At 69.0% G+C, this 26,307-nt stretch carries 25 protein-coding genes and 1 pseudogene; 12 read left to right on the forward strand and 14 right to left on the reverse strand.

What is annotated here, in order from left to right; genetic code table 11:
• Positions 1-6: 6 nt before the first annotated feature.
• Complete coding sequence (locus tag ACW174_RS09070) at positions 7-1,152, reverse strand: efflux RND transporter periplasmic adaptor subunit (RefSeq protein ID WP_492014105.1); 1,146 nt, start codon at positions 1,150-1,152, stop codon at positions 7-9.
• A 230-nt stretch (positions 1,153-1,382) separates the two neighbouring features.
• Here ACW174_RS09070 and lepA point away from each other — a divergent pair, with 230 nt between their 5' ends.
• The gene (gene lepA, locus ACW174_RS09075) at positions 1,383-3,191 is read left to right on the forward strand and encodes a translation elongation factor 4 (RefSeq protein WP_492014106.1); all 1,809 of its coding nucleotides are present in this window, start codon (positions 1,383-1,385) and stop codon (positions 3,189-3,191) included.
• Between the two features lie 54 nt (positions 3,192-3,245).
• Complete coding sequence (locus ACW174_RS09080; protein WP_492014107.1) at positions 3,246-3,866, forward strand: sce7726 family protein; 621 nt, start codon at positions 3,246-3,248, stop codon at positions 3,864-3,866.
• Here the strand turns inward: ACW174_RS09080 and ACW174_RS09085 are convergent.
• The 5 genes from ACW174_RS09085 to ACW174_RS09105 form a co-directional block, all read right to left on the reverse strand.
• Positions 3,784-4,956, reverse strand: a complete 1,173-nt coding sequence (locus ACW174_RS09085; RefSeq protein ID WP_492014108.1) for a beta family protein — start codon at positions 4,954-4,956, stop codon at positions 3,784-3,786. The genes ACW174_RS09080 and ACW174_RS09085 overlap by 83 nt on opposite strands.
• Before the next feature lie 127 nt (positions 4,957-5,083).
• Positions 5,084-6,568: an NfrA family protein gene (locus ACW174_RS09090; protein ID WP_492014109.1), complete on the reverse strand. Its 1,485-nt coding sequence runs from the start codon at positions 6,566-6,568 to the stop codon at positions 5,084-5,086.
• Positions 6,569-6,584: 16 nt separating this feature from the next.
• Entirely contained in the window at positions 6,585-8,879 is a 2,295-nt protein-coding gene (locus tag ACW174_RS09095; protein WP_492014110.1) for a glycosyl transferase family protein, read from the reverse strand.
• Position 8,880: 1 nt separating this feature from the next.
• Positions 8,881-10,008, reverse strand: a complete 1,128-nt coding sequence (gene wecB, locus ACW174_RS09100; RefSeq protein ID WP_492014111.1) for a non-hydrolyzing UDP-N-acetylglucosamine 2-epimerase — start codon at positions 10,006-10,008, stop codon at positions 8,881-8,883.
• A gap of 182 nt (positions 10,009-10,190) precedes the next feature.
• Positions 10,191-11,039, reverse strand: coding sequence for a hypothetical protein (locus ACW174_RS09105; RefSeq protein WP_492014112.1), 849 nt, complete (start codon positions 11,037-11,039; stop codon positions 10,191-10,193).
• A 243-nt stretch (positions 11,040-11,282) separates the two neighbouring features.
• Here ACW174_RS09105 and ACW174_RS09110 point away from each other — a divergent pair, with 243 nt between their 5' ends.
• Complete coding sequence (locus ACW174_RS09110) at positions 11,283-11,846, forward strand: OmpA family protein (protein ID WP_492014113.1); 564 nt, start codon at positions 11,283-11,285, stop codon at positions 11,844-11,846.
• A gap of 313 nt (positions 11,847-12,159) precedes the next feature.
• Positions 12,160-12,357, forward strand: a complete 198-nt coding sequence (locus tag ACW174_RS09115; protein ID WP_492014114.1) for a hypothetical protein — start codon at positions 12,160-12,162, stop codon at positions 12,355-12,357.
• Here the strand turns inward: ACW174_RS09115 and ACW174_RS09120 are convergent.
• The gene (locus ACW174_RS09120; RefSeq protein WP_492014115.1) at positions 12,350-13,225 is read right to left on the reverse strand and encodes a protein NO VEIN domain-containing protein; all 876 of its coding nucleotides are present in this window, start codon (positions 13,223-13,225) and stop codon (positions 12,350-12,352) included. The genes ACW174_RS09115 and ACW174_RS09120 overlap by 8 nt on opposite strands.
• A gap of 463 nt (positions 13,226-13,688) precedes the next feature.
• Complete coding sequence (locus ACW174_RS09125) at positions 13,689-14,123, reverse strand: hypothetical protein (RefSeq protein ID WP_492014116.1); 435 nt, start codon at positions 14,121-14,123, stop codon at positions 13,689-13,691.
• Between the two features lie 120 nt (positions 14,124-14,243).
• Between ACW174_RS09125 and ACW174_RS09130 the strand changes: the two genes are divergently transcribed.
• Positions 14,244-14,987, forward strand: a complete 744-nt coding sequence (locus ACW174_RS09130; protein ID WP_492014117.1) for an NYN domain-containing protein — start codon at positions 14,244-14,246, stop codon at positions 14,985-14,987.
• A gap of 3 nt (positions 14,988-14,990) precedes the next feature.
• Here ACW174_RS09130 and ACW174_RS09135 read toward each other — a convergent pair whose 3' ends face one another.
• Positions 14,991-16,127: a zinc-dependent alcohol dehydrogenase family protein gene (locus tag ACW174_RS09135; protein WP_492014118.1), complete on the reverse strand. Its 1,137-nt coding sequence runs from the start codon at positions 16,125-16,127 to the stop codon at positions 14,991-14,993.
• A gap of 203 nt (positions 16,128-16,330) precedes the next feature.
• On the opposite strand from ACW174_RS09135, the gene ACW174_RS09140 reads away from it, so the two are divergent.
• Complete coding sequence (locus ACW174_RS09140; protein ID WP_492014119.1) at positions 16,331-16,768, forward strand: acyl-CoA thioesterase; 438 nt, start codon at positions 16,331-16,333, stop codon at positions 16,766-16,768.
• Here the strand turns inward: ACW174_RS09140 and ACW174_RS09145 are convergent.
• Positions 16,765-16,965 carry a hypothetical protein gene (locus tag ACW174_RS09145; RefSeq protein ID WP_492014120.1) on the reverse strand — a complete coding sequence of 67 codons (201 nt, stop codon included), beginning with the start codon at positions 16,963-16,965 and terminating at the stop codon, positions 16,765-16,767. The genes ACW174_RS09140 and ACW174_RS09145 overlap by 4 nt on opposite strands.
• Before the next feature lie 174 nt (positions 16,966-17,139).
• Here ACW174_RS09145 and ACW174_RS09150 point away from each other — a divergent pair, with 174 nt between their 5' ends.
• A complete protein-coding gene (locus ACW174_RS09150; RefSeq protein ID WP_492014121.1) occupies positions 17,140-17,913 on the forward strand; it encodes a YebC/PmpR family DNA-binding transcriptional regulator in 774 nt (257 codons plus the stop codon).
• Between the two features lie 159 nt (positions 17,914-18,072).
• Entirely contained in the window at positions 18,073-18,591 is a 519-nt protein-coding gene (locus ACW174_RS09155; protein ID WP_492014122.1) for a hemerythrin domain-containing protein, read from the forward strand.
• Between the two features lie 94 nt (positions 18,592-18,685).
• Here the strand turns inward: ACW174_RS09155 and ACW174_RS09160 are convergent, their stop codons facing one another.
• The 4 genes from ACW174_RS09160 to ACW174_RS09175 form a co-directional block, all read right to left on the reverse strand.
• Positions 18,686-18,892: a hypothetical protein gene (locus ACW174_RS09160; protein WP_492014123.1), complete on the reverse strand. Its 207-nt coding sequence runs from the start codon at positions 18,890-18,892 to the stop codon at positions 18,686-18,688.
• Between the two features lie 10 nt (positions 18,893-18,902).
• The gene (locus tag ACW174_RS09165; RefSeq protein WP_492014124.1) at positions 18,903-20,492 is read right to left on the reverse strand and encodes a ShlB/FhaC/HecB family hemolysin secretion/activation protein; all 1,590 of its coding nucleotides are present in this window, start codon (positions 20,490-20,492) and stop codon (positions 18,903-18,905) included.
• Positions 20,493-20,570: 78 nt separating this feature from the next.
• Positions 20,571-21,395 (reverse strand): hypothetical protein, encoded by an 825-nt coding sequence (locus ACW174_RS09170; protein WP_492014125.1) that lies wholly within the window; start codon positions 21,393-21,395, stop codon positions 20,571-20,573.
• A 205-nt stretch (positions 21,396-21,600) separates the two neighbouring features.
• On the reverse strand, positions 21,601-23,034 hold the full coding sequence (locus ACW174_RS09175) for a M20/M25/M40 family metallo-hydrolase (RefSeq protein ID WP_492017262.1): 1,434 nt from the start codon (positions 23,032-23,034) through the stop codon (positions 21,601-21,603).
• A 357-nt stretch (positions 23,035-23,391) separates the two neighbouring features.
• Here ACW174_RS09175 and ACW174_RS09180 point away from each other — a divergent pair, with 357 nt between their 5' ends.
• The 4 genes and pseudogenes from ACW174_RS09180 to ruvC form a co-directional block, all read left to right on the forward strand.
• Entirely contained in the window at positions 23,392-24,216 is an 825-nt protein-coding gene (locus ACW174_RS09180; protein WP_492014126.1) for a hypothetical protein, read from the forward strand.
• A 35-nt stretch (positions 24,217-24,251) separates the two neighbouring features.
• Positions 24,252-24,950, forward strand: coding sequence for an MgtC/SapB family protein (locus ACW174_RS09185; RefSeq protein ID WP_492014127.1), 699 nt, complete (start codon positions 24,252-24,254; stop codon positions 24,948-24,950).
• Positions 24,951-25,019: 69 nt separating this feature from the next.
• Entirely contained in the window at positions 25,020-25,706 is a 687-nt protein-coding gene (locus tag ACW174_RS09190) for an MgtC/SapB family protein (protein ID WP_492014128.1), read from the forward strand.
• A 70-nt stretch (positions 25,707-25,776) separates the two neighbouring features.
• A pseudogene (gene ruvC / locus ACW174_RS09195) lies at positions 25,777-26,268 on the forward strand (crossover junction endodeoxyribonuclease RuvC); the annotation flags it as partial.
• Positions 26,269-26,307: the final 39 nt, after the last annotated feature.

Genomic DNA, 26,307 nt, shown 5'->3' on the forward strand with positions numbered 1-26,307 from the left:
TTCCGGTTAACGCGCGTCGGACTGGGCGGCGGTCCGGGCGGCCTGGGCCTCACGGGCGGCGGCGGCGGCGGCGATGCGCACCCGGTCGCCCTCGTTGAGGAAGCCCGCCCCCTCGACCACGACCCGCGTCCCCGCCGTGACGCCCGAAACCGAGGTCCGGGTCGCCTGACGGTTCAGCACCGTGATGGGCTGGAAGCGGACCGTATCGGCGCTCGCCATGACGAACACCCCGGCGCGGTTGTTGCGGTACAGGATGGCGGAGGTGGGCACGACGGTCGCGGGCTGGGCCCCGACGTCGATGACGGCGCGGGCGAACATGCCGGGGCGCAGGGCGCTGCCGGACGACAGGGCGACGCGGGCCAGACCCAGCCGGGTCTCGGCGTCCACTTCGGGGGTCACGATGCGGACCGTGCCGGTCGTCGGCGCGGCCTGGCTGGAGGTCACCTGGGCCGACTGGCCGGCGCGGATCAGCGCCAGTTCGGTTTCAGGCACCTGGGCGTCCAGCTCCAGACGGCCGTCGCGGACCATGCGGAACAGTTCGGTCCCGGCGGCGATGATCTGCCCGCGCGTCACGCTGCGGCTGATGATCTGGCCGGACACCGGCGCGCGGATCGTGGCCTGCGACAGGCGGGTGCGGGTCTCGGCGAGGGAGGCGCGGGCCGAGGCCAGGTTGGCTTGCGAGGCGCGCTGGTTGGCCAGGGCCGTATCCAGCGACGCCTGGCTCAGGAAGCCGCGCTCCTTCAGCTCCTGCGCCCGGCCCAGGGCCGCGTCGTCGCGCGCCACATTGGCCTCGGCGGTCTGCACCCCGGCCTGCTGCTGGCGCACCTGGGCCTCCAGCAGGGCGGTGTTCATCTGCACCAGCGGCTGGCCCTGACGCACATAGGCGCCCTCGTCGACATAGACGGCCGTCGCCACCAGTCCGCCGGCCTCGGCGCCGATCGGCACCTCTTCCCAAGCCGTCACCGTGCCCGAGGCGGTCACCGACTGCGGCAGGTTCTGGGTCGTGGCGGTCTCGACGCTGACGGTCTGGCCACCGGCGGGGCGCTCGGTCTTCTTGTTGTCCTGGCCATGGTCGCACGCGGCCAGCGCGAGGGCGGCGGTCATGAGCACGGCGGCGGCGCCGACCCGGCGGCTACGGATTTTGAGCGACAAGTCTGATCCCCATGGCGACGGCGGGGAGGGGAGCCCACCGGTCGAGCGAATGAACGCCCCTGCGGACGTTCGGTTGTCATCCGTCGTTGAATACAGTTTTCGCCCGCGTTCGGAAACGGACAAAGCGTCGCCTTACCTCGAAGTAATCCGCCACGAAATCAGTGGCGGACCCGGCTCTTCCTCGCGTTCCGTTGGCGCTTTGGCGCCTGCCGTGCTAGGCGCGCCGGACCATGACGACCCCTCCCATCGACCGCATCCGCAACTTCTCCGTCGTCGCGCACATCGACCACGGCAAGTCCACGCTCTCCGACCGGCTGATCCAGTTCACGGGCGGCCTGACCGCGCGTGAAATGTCCGCCCAGGTCCTGGACAATATGGACATCGAAAAGGAGCGGGGGATCACCATCAAGGCGCAGACCGTGCGCCTGAACTACAAGGCCAAGGACGGTCTCGACTACGTCCTCAACCTGATGGACACCCCCGGCCACGTCGACTTCGCCTATGAGGTCTCGCGCTCGCTGGCCGCCTGTGAAGGCTCGCTGCTGGTCGTCGACGCCTCGCAGGGCGTCGAGGCCCAGACCCTGGCCAATGTCTATCAGGCGATCGACAACAACCACGAGATCGTGCCGGTCCTCAACAAGGTCGACCTGCCCGCCGCCGAGCCCGAGCGCGTCCGCGCCCAGATCGAGGACGTCATCGGCATCGACGCGTCCGAGGCCGTCCTGGCCAGCGCCAAGTCGGGCATCGGCATCGAGGAGGTCCTCGAGGCCATCGTCACCCGCCTACCGCCGCCCAAGGGCGACCCGGACGCGCCGCTGAAGGCCATGCTGGTCGACGCCTGGTACGATCCCTATCTCGGCGTCGTCCTGCTGGTCCGCGTCTTCGACGGCGTGCTCAAGGCCGGCCAGCGCGTGAAATTCATGCAGAACGGCTCGACCCACCTGGTCGACCGAGTCGGCGTCTTCCTGCCCAAGAACACCCCGGTCGACCAGTTGTCGGCAGGCGAGGTCGGCTTCATCACCGCCCAGATCAAGGAAGTCGCCCACGCCGCCGTCGGCGACACCATCACCGACGAGAAGAAGCCGACCGCCGAACCGCTCAAGGGCTTCAAGGAAGTTCAGTCCGTGGTCTTCTGCGGCCTCTTCCCGGTCGACGCCGCCGATTTCGAGGACCTGCGCGCCGCCATCGCCCGCCTGCGCCTGAACGACGCCAGCTTCACCTACGAGATGGAAAGCTCGGCGGCCCTCGGCTTCGGCTTCCGCTGCGGCTTCCTCGGCCTGCTGCATCTGGAGATCATCCAGGAGCGCCTGAGCCGCGAGTTCAATCTCGACCTGATCGCGACCGCCCCGTCGGTCGTCTACAAGATCGCCCAGCGCGACGGCACGACCATCGACCTGCACAACCCGGCCGACCTGCCGGACGTCATGCAGATCCTCGAGATTAGCGAGCCGTGGATCAAGGCGACCATCCTGACCCCGGACGACTACCTCGGCAGCGTCATCAAGCTGTGCCAGGACCGCCGCGGCAACCAGCTGGAGCTGTCCTACGTCGGCAGCCGCGCCCTGGTGGTCTATGAGCTGCCGCTGAACGAGGTCGTCTTCGACTTCTACGATCGCCTGAAGTCGATCTCGAAGGGCTATGCCTCCTTCGACTACGAGATCACCGGCTACAAGACCGGCGACCTTGTGAAGATGAGCATCCTCGTCAACGCCGAGCCCGTCGACGCCCTGTCGATGCTGGTCCACCGCGGTCGCGCCGAGACGCGCGGACGCGGCATGGTCGAGAAGATGAAGGAGCTGATCCCGCCCCACATGTTCGTCATCCCGATCCAGGCGGCCATCGGCGGCAAGATCATCGCCCGCGAAACCGTCCGCGCCCTGCGCAAGGACGTCACCTCCAAATGCTACGGCGGCGACGCCACCCGCAAGAAGAAGCTGCTCGAGAAGCAGAAGGCCGGCAAGAAGCGCATGCGCCAGTTCGGCAAGGTGGAGATCCCGCAGGAAGCGTTTATCGCCGCGCTGAAGATGGATGAGGATTGAGCGTGAATCTCGCGTTAACCATTCGCATGCTGTGTACTTGAGTCGGAGGCAGCTATGCGTGACGCTGAGATCAGATCGGTGCTGAGCGAGTGGATCGCTAGAGCGAAGCACACCTCTCCCACCGGCTTGGTCCACGAGTTTAAGATCCCTCGGCCATCTGGCCGCGCCGATCTTGCTGTAATAAACGGCGAAGTTGTTGGCTATGAGATTAAAGGTGATCTTGATACGCTGAAGCGCCTCCCTCGTCAGATCAAGTGCTTCAGCGCGCTGTTTGACCGCGTCAATATCGTTACTACGGACACGCATCTCGATAGGGCGTCAGCGATTGTTCCCGACTGGTGGGGAATTGTAGTCGTTCGGCCAGACTGTAAACCAAGGACATTGAGGCGGGCGAAAAGAAACCCTGTGAGACGACCGGAGAGTCTTGTCCACGCAATGTCAGTGCCTGAGCTTGAGCAAGTTATCAGGCTTCTGGGGGGTAAAATTCGGCGGAATCAAAGCCGTCGCGCGACGGTGGAGGCTGCCGTTGGCTTAATGAGTCATCCTCGTTTTCGTTCGAGCTGTCGAACGATCCTTAGGCAACGTCATGGGGTTATGAAAATTCATCCCAATCGACATCATTACCCGGTCCCTCAGCGGACGGATGATGAAGTTGTCGGTATATGTGAAGATTGACCTTGGCGGCACGCCAGAAGCGCGGGGAATTGATCTCCTCGAGATTCCCACCTGCGGCTTGATCAATGACGCTTTGGCCCCAAGTGGTTACAGGGCCGTCGTAGTCATGGTGTGCAGTGACTGCCTGTGATCCATCAATCCAGCCTTGAGGGTCATTTAGGTTTTCGCCTCTGTAAATAATCCAGCCGCCTGTCAGCGGGTAAACAACTGTGGGTCTAGAGTCCGGTGGTATGTATGCGGAGTGGGCATTAGTGCGCGCTGTCGTCGCGTAGTCGCCGTAAATGAACGGGAAAGACTCCCGTGCAGCCTCCCAGAGCGTCCGATCAAGGTTGGGCGAGACGCGAGTTTCATCGTAGTTGAGGACCGCGGCAGTGAAGGAGTTGGATATCAGCGCTGAGACAATGCGACTTGCGTCTTGCACGTCGAGTTCAGCGCTCAGGGATGAGATGAAATCGACGGCTCTCTCAGCGCGCTCGTTTATCGACCGTCGCCCTGGGCCTGCGTCGTAGATGATCAGAAGTTGTTCTGGTGCTTCAAGTATGGATAGAATTTGAGCTATGCTTGACGTGGAATCGTCCGCATTTTCTTCGCTCACTCTAATAGCGATTGAACGCCCGCCCGCTGAAAGCCGCGCGGCCTGACGTAGTATGGCGGGGGCCTCTGTTGAGAAGTCGCGATGCTGGAGGATCGGCACTGCGTTGGGGAACGTCGCGGCAAGAGCCCTCCAAGCCGCGAAACCATCGGTCGCCGACAAGGCCTGCTCTAAGTGAGCATTATATGCTGTTTGAGCGGCTCTTTGTTCGACCAAGCGGCGAGCTTGTGCGTCGGGGTCTTGTGGATCAACGGCTTCGTAAGGCGGTGGGGCAGGACGATGGTCCAGATCGAGCAGAAAGCTGTTGTCGCCGAAACAAGCTCTGAGGCGATCCGCTGTCTGTTCAAAGGAAACATTAAAGCCCAGCCAGCTTAGGGCCGCTATTGGCAGGAGAGCAGCTTTATCCTCTCCTGAAAGCTGACTGTACCCGCTGAGCTCTCCATATGAGGAAAGCATGCTTGGGTAGTAAGAGAAGCTCGAGAAGTTGACCGTGGGCATAATGTGGTTCCTCGTCGAACGTTAGTTTCCAAATATCGCAGCCCTCTTCAAGTTCTTTTTTTGTTCGCAGAATGCGACCTGTGGGTATGTTCTAGTTTCGCGTTCGAGTGTTGAGGCGCGGGAACCCTCAGAACCCCACCGTCACCGCCGCCACCACCCCCGCATCCCGCGGACCGTCGCCGATCGGCGCGTAATACCCCAGCGACAGGTCCAGATACCGCCCCGGCGCCCGCACATCGTCGCCGTCCATCCAGTGGCGCCAGGCGACGCGCGGGCCGGCGGCGACGGCCCATTCCTCGTCGCGCAGGCTGTCGTAGTCGGCGCGCAGGCCGACCCCGGCGGTGATCGTGTCGCGGCGGCTTTCGCTGGCGACCCAGGTCCAGCCGAGGTTGGCGTCGGCGACGGCGTAGGTCTGTTCGTCCTCGATCAGGCGGGCGGCGTCGACATAGACATTGGCCGATGGCCAGCTGTCGCGGTCGTAACGCAGGTCGCCGCCGACGTCGGCCGACCAGGCGGCGCGCAGCATGGTGTCGTCGCGCGCGGCGTCGCCGATGGCGATCAGGCGGCTGGCCTCGACGACCAGATTGGTCTCCGTCAGCGGCTTCCAGCGAACGCCGACCCAGCCCTGGGTCGTGTCGCCGCCGGTCGGTCCACTGTCGGCGTCCACCGTCTGATAGGCGCGGGCGAAGACCTGCACGGGGCGGCCGTTGTTGTCGCCGCCGACGCGGGCCCAGACCTCGCCCCCGACCTGGGTCACCTGTTCGCCGCCGCCGTTGACCAGCGTCGTCGCGCTGGCCGCCGGGCCGGTCGAGACGGTAGCGGTCCCACCCCAGCGCTGCTCCAGCGTCTGCAGTTCGCGGCCGATCTCGTGGCGGCGCTGCGGCGTCAGCTGGTCGGCGGGCAGGGTGCGGGCGCCCTGTTCCAGCCAGACGATCGCCTCCGCGTCCTGACCGGCGCGACGGGCCGCATAGGCGGCGTCCAGGGCCTGGGCGCCCTTCAGCGGCTCCGCCCGGTCGGCGGCGGCGAAGCCCTGCACGGCCAGCCGGTCATCGCCCGCGCCGGCGGCGGCATAGGCGAAGTCCAGCGGCGCCTCGCCCGGCAGCATGCCGTTGGCGGCGCCCTCGCGCAGCACGGCGCGCGCCTCCGCGGGACGGCCCAGCTGCGTCAGCGCCTGCGCCCGCGCCCGGGTCAGATAGGCCCGGCTGTCGGCCGTCGGGGCCAGCGGCGCCGCCAGACCATAGGCCTCGGCCGCCTGCTGCAGGTCGCCGGTCTGGCGCGCGGCCTCGGCGCGACGGGTCTGCACCCGGTGATCCCAGCTGTTCGCCACCGGCTGCAGCGCGGCCAGGGCTCCGGCGTGGTCGCCCGTCCCGGTCAGGGCGTCGGCCAGCAGCAGCCGCCACTCCAGATTTTCGGGCGAGGCGGCGACCGCGCGGGCGGCGGGCGCCACGGCGTCGGCGGGACGGCGCGCGCTCATGGCGGCATAGGCGGCGGTCGCGTCGGCGTAGCCGTCAGGGGCGGCGGCGACGGTCTGCGCCTGCACGGCGGCGGGCGTCAGCACGGCGGCGCCGCTGGCGGCGAGGGCGACGGAGGCGAGGAAAAGGGAACGGCGCACGGGATATCCTCGGCGGTCAGGCGGGTTCATGGTCAGCCGGCGCGCGACGCAGCGCCTCGGCCAGATGTTCGTTGAGCCAGCGCGCGCTGCGCTGGTCCTTCAATGCGGCCTCGATGTCGGGGGCGGACACCAGGCGCAGCCGGGTCAGGGTCTCGCCCAGCGATCGGCCGTCGGCGCGCGAGGCGGCCAGGGCGGTCTGCAGGTCGGCGTGGCTGATGCGGCCCTGCCGGATCAGGATGTCGCCCAGCCGCGCATAGCCCGCCCGGACCGAACGCCACAGCATGGCCTCGCGCGAGGCGTCCAGATGACCCGCCGCCCTCAGCCGCCCCAGCTGCTCGCGCACGCGGGAGAAGGGATCCTCGCCCCAGGCGAAGCGGATCGCGAAGGCGATGTCGCTGAGCGGCGCGAACAGGAAGCGCACGCTGCGCACGCCCTGCTGCCCGAACCGCTTCTCCAGCGCGGACCGCAGGGCGGGGGGCAGGGGCTCGGCCAGGGCCACGTCGAGGTCGGGTCCGTTGCGGCGCAGCGGCACCGCGCCATAGCGCGCGGCCTCTTCCAGCGTCAGCAGGTTCAGCACCTCGCGATCAATCTGGAAGGGGTCGAAGATGGAGGCGTAGGTCTCGCCCCGCTCGGCGAAGGCCTCGGCCAGATGGTCGTCCTCCACCGCCGCCAGATCGAGCAGCAGCAGGCCAAGGGGACGATAGCCGGCCTTCTGCGCCTCCAGCGCGGTGGTCAGGTCGGCCTCGCTGACGTGGTTCCAGAACCTGAGCGTATCGCCCAGCCGCCCCGTGCCCTGCTGCAGCTCGGACAACGACGGATAGGCGTGCTGGGTCTTGTCCCAGGCGATGGGACGACCGGTCGTCAGGTGGCCGATCCACTGGCCCGAGGCCCGCCAGAAGGCGCCGAACGAGATCAGGTTCGAGGTCACGATCCGGACCGGCGTCAGCGGCACATGCTTCAGGCCGTGATTAAGCCCCGTGAACCAGGCGCGGTGCAGGATGCGGTTGACCAGGAACAGGAAGTTGGCGGTGACCAGCACCCAGACCCAGTGCCGGTCGATCACCGGCGGCAGGTTGACCGCCTCCGGCCAGATCCGCTCGACCAGCAGCAGCCCCAGCAGCTGGATCACGATCACATAGCCGAACATTCCGACCGGCGCGGTCAGCAGGGCCTTGCGGTCGCGGAACAGATAGTAGCGGTTCACCAGCCCGCCGAACCAGCCCAGCTGGGCCCAGCCCATGATCGAGATGCCCAGGGTCCAGCGCGCCTTCTGGCGGACGCTGTAGGCGAATTTGTGCGGGAAGAACTCCTTGGTCGAGACCAGTTCGCGGCGCTGGATGTCGACCATCCCCTTGCGGAACCAGGCCTTGCGCTGGCGCGGCACCCGGGCGTGGTAGCGCACGAAGGCGGACGGATAGCCCAGGGCGCTCAGCCGGTGGGCGACGTCATAGTCCTCGGTCAGGCTGTCGGTGTTGAAGGGCAGGCCGTTCTTCTCGTGGACCAGCGCCAGCATGGCCTGTCTGTGGAAGGCGGTGGCCACCCCCGCCGAGGGCGTCATCCGCGCCAGGGCCGAGCGCACGGGCAGGTCCTTGGTGTGGAACTCCGCGAACTCGTCCATGTAGTGACAGGCGACCAGCTGGGTCCATTTGCGGTCCATCGACAGGACCGGCATCTGGATCATGGCCGCCTCGTCGACGTACCAGTTGACCGTCTTCAGCCCGAACGGGTGCACCACGTCCTCGGCGTCGTGCATCAGGAAGGCCCCGAATTTCTGGCCCGTCTTCTCCTCGTACAGAAGGATGTTCTGCACGATCCAGTTCAGGCAGTCGGCCTTGGACGTCGGCCCGTCATGCGGCACCTCGGCCCGGTGCACATTGGGGAAGCGCCGGCGCACCTTCTCGACCTCGCGGCGCGTCTCCGGGTCATTGGCGTAGACGCCGACGAAGATGTGGTAGCGGCTGTAGTCGAAGGTGTTGTTGGTGTTGGCCACCATGCTGGCGATGACGTCCGACTCCTGCCAGGCGGGCACCATGATGGCGATCAGCTTTTCCGGCTCGCGCGCCAGCAGCGCCTGGGCCGGCGGCCGGTCCCAGAAGGTGCAGAACCGCACCAGCAGGCCCCACCAGTAGGCGATGTCGATGAACAGGTCGTCGAGTGAGCTGATCAGGATCAGCACCGCCGAGACGATCACCGCCCAGCGCAGCACCTCCCAGTAGCCCAGCACGAAGCCATACCAGTCCCCGCCCGTCGGCGCGTGCGTCGCCAGCAGGCTCAGCCAGTACCCGAAGGTGACGGCCAGGAAGGGCGACATCTCAGACGGCCGACCGGATCTGGTCGCCGCCCGGCGTCTTCACCGGGCTCCAGCGGGACACGATGTCGGCGATGCGGTCCGCCGCGAAGCCGTCGCCGAACGGGCTGACGGCGCGCACCATCTGCATGCGCTCGGGCTCTTCGGTCAGCAGTCCCGTCGCGGCGGCCAGCACGTCTTCGGTGCGCGTCCCGACCAGTCGCGCCACCCCGGCCTCGACGGCCTCGGCCCGCTCGGTGGCGTCGCGCAGCACCAGCACGGGCACGCCCAGCACCGGCCCTTCCTCCTGCACCCCGCCGGAGTCCGACAGCACCAGGGTCGCGCTCTTCAGGTGCGACAGGAAGCCGAGATAATCCAGCGGCTCGACGATGCGGATGCGGTCCTGCCCCTTCAGGGCGGCGTCGACCCGACCGCGCAGCGCCGGGTTGGCGTGGGCGGCGAAGACGATCTCGATGTCGGCCACCCTGTCCCGCAACAGGACAAGCGCGGCCAGCACCTGTTCCAATTCGGCGCCCCAGTTCTCGCGCCGGTGCACCGTCACCAGCACGCGGCGCAGGCCGTCGGTCAGCGGTGCGGGCGTCACGCGGGCGCCCGACAGCCGCACGGCGTCGATTCCGGTATTGCCGGTCATATGGATGCGGTGTCGGGACACGCCCCCGCGCAGCAGGTTCCGGACCGCGGCGTCCGTCGGGGCGAAATGCAGGTCGGCCAGCTGCCCGACCACGCAGCGCCAGCCTTCCTCGGGGAAGGGCTGGGCGAGGTCGAAGGTGCGCAGGCCCGCCTCGATATGGCCGATCGGAATGCGCCGCGCGAAGCCCGCCATCGCCCCCGCCGCCGTCGTCGAGGTGTCGCCCTGGACCAGCACCAGTTCGGGCTCCAGCCGCCCCAGCACGTCGTCCAGCCGGTCCATGATCTGCGCGAACCGGCCGCCCAGCGTCCGCTCGGGCGCCGGCGGGTCCAGCCGGATTTCGGGTGTGATGCCGAAGGTCTCCAGCGCCTGGGCGTTCAGCGCGCCCTGCTGCTCGGTCGAGATCCAGATCGGTTCGACGCCCGGGGTGGCGGCCAGGGCCGCGCGCACCGGCGCCATCTTGACGACCTCCGGGCGGGTGCCCGCAAGGATAGCGATTTTCACGTGTTCAGCCCCACAACCCTTGTCGAGCATCCTCGACCTTCGCCGTATGCAACGGTCGCGCCCAACGGAACCTGATGGCCCCGTTGTCCGCCGTTCATATGGACGAGCCATCCGCCCGCGGGGGCTGGTAGGGGCGGGGCGCGACCCCGGTGCGGCGGACGCGCGGCCTCTTTACGGCAGCTTCACCGTTGCAGCAGGTCGCTCCAGCGCCAGCTCCCGGTGCCCAGCGCCAGCCGCGCGGCCCCCGGCGCATCGCTCATGGTGATCAGCACCATCCCGCGCATGGCCTCGCGGCGGCAGGCCTGGGGGGCGAAGGCGACCTCCAGGGCGATGGCCTGACGCACCCCCGCCAGTCCCTTGCCCGACTGCCCCGGCGTCTGGCGCCAGTCGCCGTCCCAGACCAGCAGGGCGCGGCCCTGACCGCCGGCGCGATGCGCCTGGATGATGGCGTCGCGGACCTCGGCGTCCTCGCGCAGGGCGTTCTGCAGCTCGCGCACCATGTCGCAGCCGCCGCCGGTCCCCGCACCGCCGCCGCCGCCGCCGCCGCCTCCACCCGCGCCGCCGCCGCCGCCGACGCCCGCGCCGACCCGGGTCGCCCCGACCAGCTGGGCGTCGCCGATGGTCGGCATGGGAATCTCGGGCGGGGTCCGCGGCGCGACGGGCAGGGGGACCGGGGCCATGCGCGGCGTCGGCCGGGCCGGACGCAGGCGCGGCGGCGGCGGCGGGGTCGCGGGCCGCGCGACCGGAGCGGGCTGCGGCGGGCCGGCGGGCGGCGCGGCCTGGGCCTTGGCGCCCGGCGGCGGGTCCTTGGGCGCGACCGGCGGAACGGGCGGCGGCGGCGGCGGGGGCGGCGCAACCAGTTCGACCAGCAGCACCGGCGGCTCCACGGCCATCGGCAGGGCGCCCGGATCCCCGCGCGCCGCGAACAGCACCGGCAGCAGGGCCAGATGCGCCGCCACCGCCGCCACGGACGCGCCCGCGCGCCGCGCCAGCCTGCGCTTTTCCTCCCCCCGCCGTCCCGTCTCGCTCATCCGCTCTCCCGAACGCCGTTAGATCAGTGGTCGATCCCGCATGATGAACCTGTCCCCGCGTCAGCATCAAGGCGCAACACCGACAGTCTTGGCAAAGCTGAACCGACCTCCGTCACAGATCAGTTTTCCGCAGTTCGCGGCTCAGCTTCCATTCGTCTCATGCAACCTTGCGCGGGCTTCACCGTTGGGCAACCTGTGCTGGGCGGCGCGCGCGACAACCGGGTATGGCGCACCGGATCATTGATGGAGAGACTCTTGATCAAATCGCAATTCAGAACGGCAGCCGCCGTCGGCGTCATCCTGGCCTTCGGCGTCGCCGCTTCGGGCTGCGCCAGCCACCGCTTCGTGCGCGACCAGACCGCTGTGGTCGACGCCCGCGTGACGACGGTCGAGGGCACCGCCGGCGAGGCGCTCGCCCGCGCCAACGCCGCCCACCATCTGGCCCAGGGCAAGTTCCTGTACGAGGTCGTCCTCTCCGACGACTCGGTCAAATTCCCCACCGACGGCAACGCCCTGTCGCCGGAAGCCGAACAGCGTCTGGCCGAGTTCGCCCAGCGCCTGACCGCCGAGAACCAGAACGTCTATCTGGAGATCCAGGGCTATACCGACAGCGTCGGTGACGAGACCCACAACGACCAGCTGGGCGAGGCCCGCGCCGAGGCCGTGCGTCGCTACCTCAGCCGTCGCGGCGTGGCCCTGAACCGCATGTCGGCCATCTCCTACGGCGAGGAATCGCCGGTCGCCTCCAACGACACCCCCGAAGGCCGCGCCCAGAACCGGCGCGTGACCATCGTCGTGCTGGCCTAACCGCCGGCCGACGGCTCCGGCGTCCGCCCGCCGCGGACGTCGGAGCGCCTCCTCCCCGAAGTCCCGGACGGGCGCGCGGCCTCCCCGCCGCGCGCCCGTTTCCGTCCGCGTCAGCCCGATTGCCTCAAGCCTCCCCCGACCGCCCCGCGCGGCGCCGGGCAGAGGGGCGCTGCGGGCGCTGGCCTGAACTTCCGTCATGGGCTCTTCGACGTCTCGGTGGCCAAGGTGGGCGGCGAGAAGGGGAGTAAAACGCGGTGTAACAACAACCTTCGGGTGGTTGCATCGTGGTTTGCGTCCAGACAGGCTCTACCGCATGTCCACCAACCTCCCAGACGCCTGTCGTGACTGGCTCAACTGCGTCAACGCGGTGATGAAGCGCGACTGGTGCATCGACGCCGAGGATGCCGGCTGGTCTGACGAAGACGTGCTCCGCTACTGGCGTTTCGACGAGACACCGGAAGCGTTCGTGGAGTGGTTCGCGGAGAAGTACGGGTTGATCCGGTTTAGCTGACCCGCGCCCTCCACGTCTCCGGTTCCAGTGTGACCGCCTGCGGAATGGGCGGCTTGAGGCGGAACATGCGCGGCGCTTTCGCGAGATCATACAGTCGGTAGAGGCGAAAATGGTCGGGTCGTTCTTCCGACAGCGCCAGTTCGTTGCGCGTGATAAAGAACGGTGAGGTCCTTCCGCCATTCGTGGCCTTGACCTCGATTAGCCGGTCATTCCCCAGCCTGTCGAAGGAGTGGACGTCGTAGCCGGCTCCGTCACCATCGTCCTGTGCGACCCACCGAACCTTCTCCGCCAGATCAGGTCGCTCCAGCGCCGTTAGCCTGCGCTGTTCGAAATCGACGACGAGCGCTTCGCCCGCCTTGCCCAGCGCGCGGTTTCGGAAGTCTCTGACCGTGGGGTCGAATTTCCGCACCAGTCTTTCCAGCCCCGCCGGTCGCGGCGCCCTCGGCGGGGCGGGAGACGGTGGTCCCGGGTCTTCGAACAGAGAGGGGGCATCGGAAAAGCCGACCGCCGGTTGGAGCTCTCCAGTCCGCGCCCACGTCGGCAGCATCGTCTCACCAATCAGGATATTCGGGTGAGCGACGAGATAGCGTTCAATGGTGCGGCCAAGGGCATCCTGGTAGTTGGAGAACGGCTTGTAGCCATCGATGAACGGCAGGCTCAGTTCCCGCAGCACCGCGGAAATATTCATGTGCTTGCGCTCGATGGACCCCGCCGTCCGTCCGATCCTCGCTTGCAGCGCCGCGTTATGGCGCGACTTCACATAGCTCCTGCCGGCGACCTCATCCACGAGCATGGAAAAGTAGTCGGCGACGATCGCCTCCAGCTCATCCGCCTGCCAGTCGGTTCCTACTTTGGATTGGTCTGCCATCTGCCCCTGCCCATTCCAGGTTAGGCATAGGCATGGCTACGGCGCCAGGGGCGGTGCTCTACAAACCGACACCGCCGCCACAGCCTCACCTCTCCATCGCCCGCTTCAAGGCGATGGAGAGGACAGATCGGCGTCTTCGCCGATCAGGAGAGGGCGGCTCCGTCAGGGCCGGACAAATCTCGAACACCGGTGTCTGCGGCCACCCACTCCCCCCCTGCGCCGCCCCCACCTGATCGCTGCGCGATCGGTCCTCCCTATCGCCTTGAAGCGGCGATGGAGAGGTGAACCGCGCCACTCCGTCCTAGGTCCGCTGGCCGGACTACGTGGTCTCGGCCACCCTGTCCCGGGCCCAACTGGCGTTGATGGATGCAGCCCCGATCAGGGCGCAACAGGGGAACGCGATCTGAAGGCAGCCCTCTTCCTGCCCCCTACTGCCTACTGCCTACTGCCTGCTGCCTGTCGCCTACCGCTTCCTGAACCGCGTCGCCTCGGCCGCCATCTTCGATCCCCAGTCATCGCCGCGATCATCCGGCCCCGGCTCGGGCTGGAAGGGCAGTTCGCCCGCCACGCCGCGCATGGCCAGCGCCAGCGGCAGGGCCCAGTGGCGGATCATGCGCAGGGGTTTGCGCTTGCTGTCGGTGACGTCCCAGCCTTCGGCCTCAAAGGCGTCGGTCAGGTCGAAGCCCTCCAGCTGGTCGATCCCGTCCCAGTCGGCGGGCCGGGCGACGGCCTCGGCCTCCTCCGGGGTCAGGCCGAAGGCGGCCTTCGCGGCCTCGGCGATCTCGGGGAATTCGTCGCGACGGTCCAGGTCGGCGACGGACGGCTTCATCAGCGCCTTCATCTCCAGGGCGTCGAGGCCGGGCAGGTCGATCAGGCGGCGCAGGGGGGCTTGGGTCATCCCGGCGCTCTAGCGCAAAGCGGCCGCCGCCGCACCCCGCCACCGAAGACCCGTTGACCCGGCCCGCCGCGAAGCCGACCCTCGACCCTCCGACCGTCCTCCGCCTTTCGAAAGCCCGCCATGTCGCCTGCCGCCAAACCGCCCCGCCTCGCCGTCCTGATCGACGCCGAGAACGCCTCGGCCCGCATCGCCGAGGCGCTGTTCACCGAGATCGCCACCCTGGGCGAGGCCTCGTCGCGGCGCATCTACGGCGATTTCGCCAGCGCCCAGCTGGCCGGCTGGACCCGGGTGCTGGCCCGGTTCGCCATCCAGCCGCAGCAGAATTTCGCCAATACCAAGGGCAAGAATTCCGGCGACATCGCCCTGGTGATCGACGGCATGGACCTGCTGCATTCGGGCCGGTTCGACGGCTTCTGCCTGGTCTCGTCCGACGCCGACTTCACCCGGCTGGCGTCGCGGATCCGCGAGGAGGGGGTCGATGTCTACGGCTTCGGCGAGCGCAAGACGCCCGAAAGCTTCCGCCAGGCCTGCACCCGCTTCATCTATACCGAGAACCTCAGCGCCCCTCCGCCCGAGGAGGGCGCCGTGGCCGCCCCCGCCGGCAAGACCGCGCCCGAGCCGGCGGGTCGCCGCAAGCCCAGCGAGGCCTCGCGCCTGATCGCCTCGGTCATCGCCGACATGGACGAGGACGGCGACGGCTGGGTCTCGGTCGGCGGGCTGGGCGACCGGCTGCGCAACGCCTATCCGGACTTCGACCAGCGCTCCTACGGTCACGCCAAGCTGTCGGACCTGATCCGCGCCACCGGCCGGTTCGACGTGCAGACCAGCTCGGGCGGGGCCATGCGCATCCGCGACAAGGCGTGAGGATCAGAAGCGGATCACCGTCCGCACCGCCTCGCCCGCATGCAGGGCGTCGAAGGCGGCGTTGATGTCCTCCAGCCGGACCACCCCGGTCAGCAGCCGGTCCACCGGCAGTCGGCCCTCGCGGAACAGCTTGATATAGCGGGGGATGTCGCGCGACGGGATGGCGGTGCCGATATAGCTGCCCTTCAGGGTCCGCTCCTCGGCGACCAGATTGACCACATTGACCGCCAGCGCGGCCTCGGGCGGGGGCAGGCCGGCGGTGACGGTGGTCCCGCCCCGGCGGGTCATCCTCCACGCCGCCTCAAGCGCCCGCACCGACCCGGCCATCTCCAGCACCACCTCGGCCCCTCCGTCGGTCAGGGCGCGCACCTGCTCCACGGCGTCGGCGTCGGCGGCGTTGACGGTCAGCACCGGGCCGAGGCTCCGCGCCAGCGCCAGCTTGTCCTCCGACAGGTCTACCGCCACCACCGGGCTGGCCCCGCTGGCCAGGGCCCCCAGCACCGAGGCCAGGCCGACCCCGCCCAGCCCGACCACGGCCACCGACTGCCCGGCCCGCACCTGCGCCGTATTCACGACGGCCCCGACACCGGTCAGGACCGCGCAGCCGAACAGGGCCGCCTGCTCGAACGGCAGGTCGGCGGGAACCTTGACCAGCGACCGGCGCGAGACGACCGCGCGATCCGCGAAGGCGGAACAGCCCAGGTGATGATGCAGGTCGCCTTCGGCGTCATGCAGCCGGACCCCGCCGCCCAGCAGCTCGCCCCTGCCGTTGGCCGCCGCCCCCGGCTCGCACAGGGCCGGGCGGCCTCCGGCGCAGGGCGGACAGTGGCCGCAGCTGGGCATGAAGACCATGACGACGTGGTCGCCGATCTTCAGATCGGTCACCCCCTCGCCCACCGCCTCGACCACCCCCGCCGCCTCATGGCCCAGCGCCATCGGCAGGGGGCGCGGCCGGTCGCCGTTGATGACGCTGAGGTCCGAATGGCACAGGCCCGCCGCCTTGATCGCCACCAGCACCTCCCCGGCGCCGGGCGGGTCCAGCGTCACGGTCTCGATCGCCAGTGGACGGCTGTCGGCATAGGGGCGGGCGGCGCCCATGGCGCGAAGAACGGCGGCGCGGGTCTGGATCGGCTGGTTCATGGGTTTGACGCTAGGCGCTTGACGCGGCGTCCGCCAAGCCCGAGCGTCGGTATCGGAAGTCGGCGCAGACCGACTCCGAGGGACGAACGATCACAGAGCCGCGCTGTCGCAGCGAGGCGCCGCCGCCGGGCGACAGCGCGTCCTTCGCGCTCAAGCCGCGAGCGACCGCGTCGCGAGCGTTAGCGGACTTCACTGGAGGGACAATGACCGGCACCATCGAACGCACGAAACGCAGCGACTACCGCCGCTTCCAGCAGATCTCGACCCGCTGGATGGACAACGACGTCTACGGCCATGTGAACAATGTCGTCTACTACTCGTGGTTCGACACGGCGGTGAACCGGCTGCTGGTCGTCAACGGGGTGCTGGACATCCACGAGGGCACGACCATCGGTCTCGTGGTCGAAACCGGCTGCCGCTACTTCTCGCCGACGGCCTTCCCGGACGAGATCGAGGCCGGGGTGCGCGTCGCCCACGTCGGGACCAGTTCGGTCCGCTACGAGATCGGCCTGTTCCGCAACAACGAGCAGGAGGCCGCCGCCGTCGGCTATTTCGTCCACGTCTATGTCGACCGCGAGAGCAAGCGGCCGGTGTCGGTGGACGACAAGATGCGCGGCTTCCTCGAAAGCCTGAAGAGCTAGTCGTCCAGACGGCCCAGCAGCGCCAGCGCGCCCACGGCGGTCAGGACGCCGAGCGCAAAGGCGCCGATCACGGCGCCGGTGGCGACGGCGGTGGGCACGGTGACGGGGCGGGCCTCGTACCATTCCACGATGTCGGCCTCGTGCAGGTCGTCATCGTGGAAGCCTTCGTTGGCGTAGATGGCGTCTTCGGCGGTCATTTTCGGGCTCCGTCTGCTGGGTCCCAAATGCCTGTAAAGCTCTACCGGTTCCTGAATCGTGACACCGTGTCCGCCATCGGCTAGATCGCGGCTCCAACATTCCATCGCGACCGGGCGCTCAAGCCGCGAGCGGCCGCACCGCGAGCGTCAGCGTCCAAACGTAGAGACCTATCCATGGCCGGCCATTCCAAGTTCAAGAACATCATGCACCGCAAGGGGCGCGCCGACGCCCAGCGCTCCAAACTGTTCTCCAAACTGTCGCGCGACATCACCGTCGCGGCCAAGTCGGGCATGCCCGATCCGGCCATGAATCCGCGCCTGCGTCTGGCGGTGAACAACGCCAAGGCCGAAAGCCTGCCCAAGGACGTCATCCAGCGCGCCATCAACAAGGCCGCCTCGGGCGACGTCGATACGATGGAAGAGGTCCGCTACGAGGGCCGCGGCCCCGGCGGCGTCGGCATCATCGTCGAGGCCCTGACCGACAACCGCAACCGCGCCGCCTCCAACATCGGCACCGCCTTCAAGAAGAACGGCGGCGCCCTGGGCGAGATGAACTCGGTCGCCTTCATGTGGGATCGAGTCGGCCAGATCATCTACAAGGCCGAGGCCGGCTCGGAAGACGCCGTCATGGAGGCCGCCATCGAGGCCGGCGCCCAGGACGTCGAGAGCGATCTGATCAAGCCGGACATCTATGAGGACGCGCCCGGCCACACCATCTGGACCGCCTTCGAGGATCTGAACGAGGTGGCCGAGGCCATGTCCAAGGTGCTGGGCGATCCCAAGTCGACCGCCATCGTCTGGAAGCCCCAGTCCGACGTGCCCGTCACCGGCGAGGCCGTCGGCACCCTGATGAAGCTGCTCGATGCGCTGGACGCCGAGGACGACGTCCAGAACGTCTATTCGAACGAGGACATCTCGGACGAGGACGTGGCCAAATACGCGGGCTGATGCGCCCGACGGCCTCACGGATCTGATCCGCGTCGCCCGGGCCGGCAGAAAAGCCGACAGCCGTCTGCGATGATGCGCCCGGGCGATGCAAGTCGTTCGCATGGAACCGGGCGCCGACGCGTACGTAATGCGCTTCACCTTTGCGGGCGGAGCGCGGCCATGGACATCACCCAGCTGATCCTCGACGATCACGCCGAGCAGCGTCGGCTGTTCGCCATCATCGAACAGATCGACCCCAGCGACGTCGATGCCCTGACCAAGGTCTGGAGCCGCCTGTCCGCCTTCCTCGACGTCCACGCCGAGGCCGAGGAGCGGTTCTTCTATCCGGAGCTGATGAAGGTCGGGAAATCGGCGAACGACGCCGAGGGCGACGATGCCGGGCCCGAGACCGAGGACGCGATCGAGGACCACAACAAGCTGCGCGACGCGGTCAAGGCGGTGGACAAATACCCCGTCGGCACGGGCGCCTGGATCGAGGCCGTCGGCAAGGCCAATGTCGTGAACTCAAAGCATATGGGCGAGGAGGAGCGGCAGGGGCTGACAGACTTCCGCCGCCACGCCCCGCTGCAGACGCGCCATGACCTCGCGGTGAAGTTCGCCGCCTTCGAGGCCGATCACATCACCGGGATCAAGCCGGTGAACAAGGACCCCGAGGCCTATGTCGAAAAGCACGGCTGACGCGCCGGGCCGGCCCGACATCGCATAGGCGGTGATCAGGTCGAACACCAACGCCCACGCTTACCGCCTGCCGCGCCAGGAGTCGCCGCCCGCCTCACGTCAGATACGGCTCTTCCTCCACCAGCCATCCCGCATCGTGGCTGATCGGCCGGCCGGGGCGGCGCAGGCGCTTCATGCCGTGCAGGGCGTCGGTCAGGTCCATCAGCTGTTCATCAGACAGCTCCACCGCGGCCCGCATCACCTCGGCCTTGAGGGCGGCGAAGTCATCGGGATGAAGCCGGCGGTCGGGGCAGCGGCCCATCGGGGTGCTCCTAGAACCGGGCCGTGACGGCGAAGCCGAAGCGGGATCGGCCGCCGGATGGACGGGGGTCGTCGACGGCGCGGGCCCCTTCCAGCTCGACCATCACCTTGTCGGCGATGGCGATGCGGACGCCGCCGCCGGCGGACATCAGGCTCTCTGACCGGTCGGCCAGCGGGCCGCGCGCATTGACCGTCACCTCGCCGCCGTCGGCGAAGGCATAGACCTCGGTGCCGGCGAAGGGGCGCGGCACGAAGCCGGGGCGCCAGGCGGTCTCGATCTTGGCCCCGTAACCGCTGTCGCCGACCAGCAGGCCCGCGCCGAAGCCGCGCCCGAAATCGGTCCCGCCCAGGCTGAACAGCTCCGCCGTCGGGGTGCGGTCGTCGGAATACTGGACGGCCACCGCGCCGCTCAGCCGCATCGTGCGTCCGAAAGCGCGGGCGGCGTCGATCCGGCCGTTGAACTTGGTGAAGTCCGCGTCGGTGAAGGCGTCGACCTCCGCACCCAGGCCGTCGATGCCGCGGCTCAGCGTTGCGCTGGCGTTCAGGGTGGCGTTGGTCATGATCTGACCGAAGGCGGCCGACCCCCGCAGGGCGCGCACCTTCTCGGTCGCGACCAGATTGCCGAACACCGCATTGTCGCTGTTCAGTCCATCCAGCCCGGCGCTGAGCACCAGATTGCGCCGATAGCTGCGGATCATCGGCCAGCTGACCACGGCGGACAGGGTGGTCGCGTCGCCGTCCAGTCCGTCGAGCCGGGTCCGCAGCCGGCCCGCCGCCAGCGAGACCGCCATGCCGTCCGAGCCGATGGGCTGGCGGTGAGACAGGCTGACGAACTGGAACCGCTCGGGATCGGTCGGAACCGTGACGGCAAGCCGGGTCTGGTCGCCCATCCGGAAGCCGCCGTTCAGGGTCACCGCCCCCGTCACCTGGGTCCGGCCCAAGGCCTGCGAGCCACGATTGTTGATGTCGGTCTCGACCACCCAGCGGGTGAAATCGACGTCGAACCCCAGGTCGGTCGCGCCCGGCGTGGCCGAGGGCACGCTTTCCAGCGTCGTCTTGGCCCCGGGGATGTCGGCGATCAGCGAGAGGTAGCGCTCGGCGGTCTCGCGGGTCAGCGGCGCCTCGGCGGCCAGTCTGCCGGCGTAGCCCCGCATCAGCTCCACATCGGGCTTGATGTCGCCGTAGATGGCCACGCGTCCGACCTTGCCGGGCGCGGCGGTGATGCGCAGCACGCCATTGGCGGACTCCCGCGTGTCCATGGCCACAATGGGCAGGGCGGCGCGCCGGGACAGGGCGGCGCTGACCGTGGCGCGAAGCCGGGCCAGGCCCTCGTTATCCAGCGTCTGGCCGATGAAGGGATCGACGGCGCGCTGGATGTCCTCCGCCACCACGGGCGGGGTTCGGATATCGACGGCGCGCAACACGAAGGGCGCAATGGGCGCCTCGCTGGCGGCGGCGGGCTCCGTCGTCGCGGCGGGGACCTGCGCCGCATCGGGCAGGGGGGTGCGGCGATCCAGTCGGCCGCGATCCACGATCAGTCCGTCCTGGGGACCGTCCGGCGCCGCAATCAGGACCGCGGCCATCAAGGCGGAAGCGATCATTCAGTCTGTCCTTGCGTGAGAGAGGGGAGGGCGGAAGACATCAGCGACGTCCTCCGCCCGTCCTTTCCGGGGCTCCGTTCAGTGGCCGCCGGGTCGCAGGCCGCCCAGCAGGCCGCCCACCGGGTTGGCGCCGGTTCCGCCGCCGGTCGCGCCGCCGAGGACGCCGCCGACCGTGCCCGTCACGCCGCCCAGAAGGCCGCCGACAGGATTGGTCCCGCCGGTCGCGCCGGGGCCGCTCACGCCCACCCCGACGGGTTGGCCGTTCGACAGGATGTTGCCGGTCACCGCCGTGCCCGAGGCGCTGCCCGGAGACAGGACGTTCAGATCGACAGCCGGATTGCCGTTGCCGGAGCCGACCAGCTGGTTGCCGCCGAGGTTGACGCCCAGCAGACCGGTGGCCGGACCGGAGGCGTTGCCGACCGGCGTGGTCGGCGTACCGGTGGAGACCGTCGCCACCGTGCCGCCCGACAGGACGCCGACCGTGGCCACCGTGCCGCTCTGCTGTGTCGGTGACAGGACGCTGACGCCCACCGGACCACCTGAGCCGCCGGCGCCGAGGATGGTTCGATCGCCGACGCTGACCCGACCGAGGCCGTCCGTCAGTCCGGTCAGGCCGGTGGTTTCGCCGAGATCGCTCAGGCCGCCGCCGATGCCGGGTAGGCCCGGAGAGCCGGGGTTTCCTGGCGTCCCCGGGGTCCCGGGGGTTCCGGGCGCTCCCGGCGTGCCCGGCTCGCCGGGGGCTCCGGGTTCACCCGGGTTGCCCTGCGGGCCTTCGCCGCCGAAGCCGCCCCCGCCGCCCAGAGAGTAGGATCGATTGCCATTGCAGGCCGTGAGGGCCAGAGCGGCTGCGGCAATCCCGCAGCAGATCAAGGCCTTGCCTGCGCCAGAGGTTGTGTGAAGCATGGTGTTCTCCTTTCCCGATCGGAAAAGAAAACTGACTTCAGGTTGTTCCCGCTGATTTCTGAGTAACCGTCGGAGTTTTTGCCGGAATCCCGTTCATTTACTTGTCGTTAACCAGACGAACCCCGCCATACCGGCGTATTGAGCGGGAATTAGGCATGTATTAACGTCCTGATATCGCCCATCTTTATTCACTGAGGAAAACTACCTAGGGGTTATTCGGCGCATTTCCATAGTCTTTGACCAGCGCGAACAGGAAGTCCCGGCCCTCCAGCAGGGAGCGGACGCGGATGCGTTCGTTCAGCCCGTGGACCCCGCCGCCGTCGGGATCGGCGAAGAGGCCGGTTACCCCGTAGGTCGGGATGCCCGCCGCATTGGTGAAGCGGCCGTCCGTGGCGCCCGGGCTCATCGACGGCAGCACCAGAACACCCGGCCAGATCAGGGCGGCGGCGCGACGGATCGGCTCCACGATGGCGGGGCGCAGCGGCGGCGGCGGCGAGGTCGGGTCGATGTGGCCGGCGATGGTCACCGCGATGGCGGGGTCGGCCAGCACCTGTTCCAGCTCGGTGCGGATCACGCGCGGATCGTGTCCGGGCAGTATCCGGCAGTTTACGTTGGCCGTGGCGCGCTGGGGCAGGGCGTTGGGCGCGTGGCCCGCATCGACCATGGTCGCCACGCAGGTCGTGCGCAGCACCGCATTCCAGGCCGGATCGGCGGCGGACAGCCGTTGCGCGGCGGCGTCGGTCGCCGACGACGCGCCCGCGCCGAGGGTTCTCATGTCGGCCGCGTGGGTGGGATTGGTCGGGGCCAGTGCCGTGAAATAGCCGCGCACCGCTTCGTTCGGCTCAGTCGGAAACGTGTAGGCGCCAAGTCGGGTCAGGGCGGCGGACAGGCGATAGATGGCGTTGTCCGGGACGGGGCGCGACGAGTGTCCGCCCGGATTGGTGATCTCCAGCCGGTAGTCCTGATAGATCTTTTCGCCGGCCTGGATTTCCAGCGCCACGCGGTTCCCGTCCGCGTCCAGCCGGCCGCGGGCGCCCTCGTTCAGGGCGAACCCGGCCTGCAGGGCGTCGCGATGGGTCTCCAGCAGCCACGACACGCCGTTGAAGGTGTCCGACGTCTCTTCACCGCAGGTCAGGGCGATCTTGATGTCGCGCCGGGGCACATAGCCCTCCTGCTTCAGCCGGATCAGGGTGTCGACCCAGATGGCCGCCTGCGCCTTGTCGTCCTGGGCGCCGCGGGCGTAAAAATAGCCGTCCTCCTCAACGAGGGTGAAGGGGTCACGCGCCCAGTCCTCGCGCCGCGCCTCGACCACGTCGATATGGGCCAGCAGGAGGATCGGCGCGGCGGTCGCATCCGAACCGCGTAGCACCGCCGCCAGATTGCCGTCCCGGGGCCGCTCGGCCGGGACCAGCACCCGCACATCGGCGGCGGGATAGCCGACGGCCAGAAGCCGCGCCGCCATCCGCTCGGACGCGAGGGTGCAACTGCCTTCGGACAGGGTGGTGTTGGTCTCGATCAGCGCCCTGTACAGGTCGCGGAACGCCGCCTCTCCCGGTCGGGGCGCGGTCGCCTGCGCCTCGGATCGTCCGGCGCTGAAGATCAGAATGGCGGCCACGACCAGCACGATGACGGCCAGCATGATCACCACTCCGCCCCGTCGGGCCTTGCGCAGGGCGGCATAGGTTTCCTCGTGCAACCAGTACCGCTCCCCGGCCTCCCGAACAGCCTGACGCCGCAGCAGGCGACGCAGGGCGGACCGTTCCAGCCCGCGCGACAGGACCAGCGGGACGGCCCGGTCCGCGCTGACCGCGCCATGGTTCCGCAGGGTCTCGACGACGCGCTTTTCTGCGTGATGGGCCATGATCGCCATGGTGGATGCGGCGGAATGTGACATCAGGCTTCTCCCGGAACGCGGGGACGCTAACCCGGACCGCCGCCGCTGTCTCCGGCGTTGCCACGGGCGGGCCGGAGCGGTCATGATGGGGCAGGGGGATCCATGACCTACGGCTACGACGATCACGCGCCGATCCCGGCGCGCAGCAGGACCGACCGGATCATGGTCTGGGGCGTGGGCCTGACCCTGACCGTCATCGGCCTCGCCTCGGCGATTTATCTGGCGGACCAGTACCGCGCGGCGGCGCCCTGGCGCGCGGCGCAGGAATCGGAACGTCTGCGCGAACGCGAGGCGCGGGCGGCGGAGGAGGCGCGGCGCGAGGCCATCGAGGCGGAGCGGATGGCCGCCGCCGAAGCCCCGTTGGATGCGCAGCCTCCTGTCACCGTGCCTGCAGCCCCGAATTTCGAGGCCATGTCGCAGGAAGAACTGCGGCGTTACCTTGAAGAGCATGGGGTGGATGTGGCCGGCGCAAGGACCCGCCCGGCCCCGGCCCCGGCGCCGCGCGCCGAACCGGACTCGCAACCGCTGGAGTGGGCGATTCGTCCGCAGTGGCCCGCGCTGCGCGGGTACACCTTCCCCGAGGGCGTCACCCGTATCCGTGTGGACTTCGGTTGCGCCGTCAGTCGCACCGGCGTTCTGTCCGATTGTCGGGCGACGGAAATCCCCGCAGGCACGGGTCTGGCTGCGCGCATGCGCCCGGCTCTCGCCGCCGCCCGCATGCGACCGATGACCCGTGGTGGTCGGCCCGTGGATGGCGAGGCGACGATCAGCGTCCATTTCGACGCCCGTCCGCCCGCGCCCGTCGTCGTCGACCGGCCCCGACCGCCGGCCGAGCCCGCGGCGCCGGCGCCGGACACTCCGGACCAGACGTCGAACCCGACGTCGCCCCGGGCCGATCCGCCCGCGGAACCGCCCGCGGAGGGCTGACCGGAACCGCCCCGCCCGGCCCCCGTTGGTCGCGCATGAGTTTCAGCGACCTGCCCGGCTTCACCCTGCCCCTGCTCGCCGCCGTTCTCGCCGGAGGCCTGATCGGGTTCGAGCGGGAGTGGCGCGGGCGGGCCGCCGGCTTCCGCACCCACATTCTCGTCTGCCTGGCCTCGGCCCTGCTGATGGAGCTGGCGGTGTCGCAGGGGGCCTGGCGTTTCATGCCCATCGGCGGGGCGGAGGTCGTCGCTGATCCGGCCCGTCTGGCCCACGGCGTCCTGACCGGCATCGGCTTCCTGTGCGCGGGGGTGATCTTCCGCGCGGGCTTCTCGATCCATGGCCTGACCACCGCCGCGTCGCTGTGGATCACCGCCGCCATCGGCCTGTTGTTCGGCGCGGGGCTGTTTTTGCTGGGCGCGGTCGGAACGACGCTGACCGTCCTGATCCTCGTCGCCCTCCGTCTGGTCAGCCTGCGTCTGCCGCAGGAGGCGGTGGTGGATGCCGAGATCGTCTGGCGCCGTGACGTCGTCGGGGCCGAGGACCGCATCGAGGCCGCCCTGGCGGGTCTGCGTCGCCCGCCCCGGGGCGACCGGTTCGAGCTGATCGACGACGGGACCCGCCTGCGCCGCACGTTCCGCTTCCGGATCGAGGGCGAGCCCGCGCTCAAGGCCCTCGCCGCCCGTCTGCGCGCGATCGAGGGCGTGGTCGGCTATTCACTGGACCCCCGCGACGACTGACCGCCGCTTGCCCGTCGCGGCGAACCGGGCCTAGGCTCGGGATTCGTCTGTTTGCGGAGCGAATTTCTGATGAGTTGGGATCTGGTGTGGCCGGTGCTGGCGGCCATGACGGCCGGCGGGCTGATCGGCGTCGAGCGCACCTATCACGGGCACCCGGCCGGCTTCCGAACCCACATCCTCGTCTGTCTGACCAGCTGCGTGCTGATGCTGGCGGCCATGCATCAGTCGACCTGGGCCTTCACCGCCCTGCCGGGGCAGACGGTGGTCATCGACCCGACCCGCATGTCGCACGGCCTGCTGACCGGCATCGGCTTCCTTTGCGCCGGGGTGATCTTCCGCGAGGGCTTTTCGGTTCACGGCCTGACCACGGCGGCGTCCCTGTGGGTGACCTCGGCCATCGGGGTCCTGTTCGGCGTCGGCATGCTGCCGCTGGCCCTGATCGCGGCGGGCGCGACGCTGGCGGTGCTGGGCGTGCTGCGTCTGGCGGATGCGAAGCTGCCTCACATCGGAGTCACGGACGTGGTCCTGAAGTGGCGTCGCAACGCCGCGCCCGGCGAGGCCCATGTCCGCAACCTGCTGCGCGATTCCGGCCTCAAGGCGGTCCGTCTCGGCCACATCATCTCGCAGGACGGCAAGCTGCACGAGCATCATCTGAAGGTGAAAGGCGCCATGCCGCTCGACATCGACGGCCTGGTCGCCCGCCTGTCCGCCGAGGACGACCTGTCCGGCTTCTCGGTCATGCCAAGGGACGAGTAGATCGACGAACAGGGCCCCCTTTGTCCGCCGGTCATTGTCCGTTAGGCATCTCTCGGGCAAAAGGGAACGGATGGCGAACGAAACGACTCGGATCATCGGGCTGGATCCCGGTCTCAGGCGCACCGGATGGGGCGTGATTTCGGCCGAGGGCTCGCGCCTGCGCTGGATCGCGCACGGCGTGGTCACGCCCCCCGAAACCGCGCCGTTCAGCGAGCGCCTGCTGCATCTGCTGGAGGCCGTCACCGCCCTGTGCGGCGACTACGGCTGCGAGGAGGCGGCGATCGAGGAGGTGTTCGTCAACGTGAACCCGTCCTCGACGCTGAAGCTGGGGCACGCCCGCGCCGCCGTCATGCTGGCGCCCGCCAAATGCGGCCTGCCGGTCGCGGAATATTCGCCCAACCTGATCAAGAAGGCGGTGGTCGGGGCCGGTCACGCGGACAAGGGCCAGGTCGCCTTCATGGTCAAACGCCTGCTGCCCGCGTCCGGTGATGCGAAGGCCGACGCCGCCGACGCTCTCGCCGTCGCCATCACCCATGCCCAGCTGCGCAAGCGGGCCCTGCTAGTTCCTCCCCCCACGGGGGAGGGGGACCGCGGAGCGGTG

It is taken from the genome of Brevundimonas sp. AVps31 (assembly GCF_058681355.1).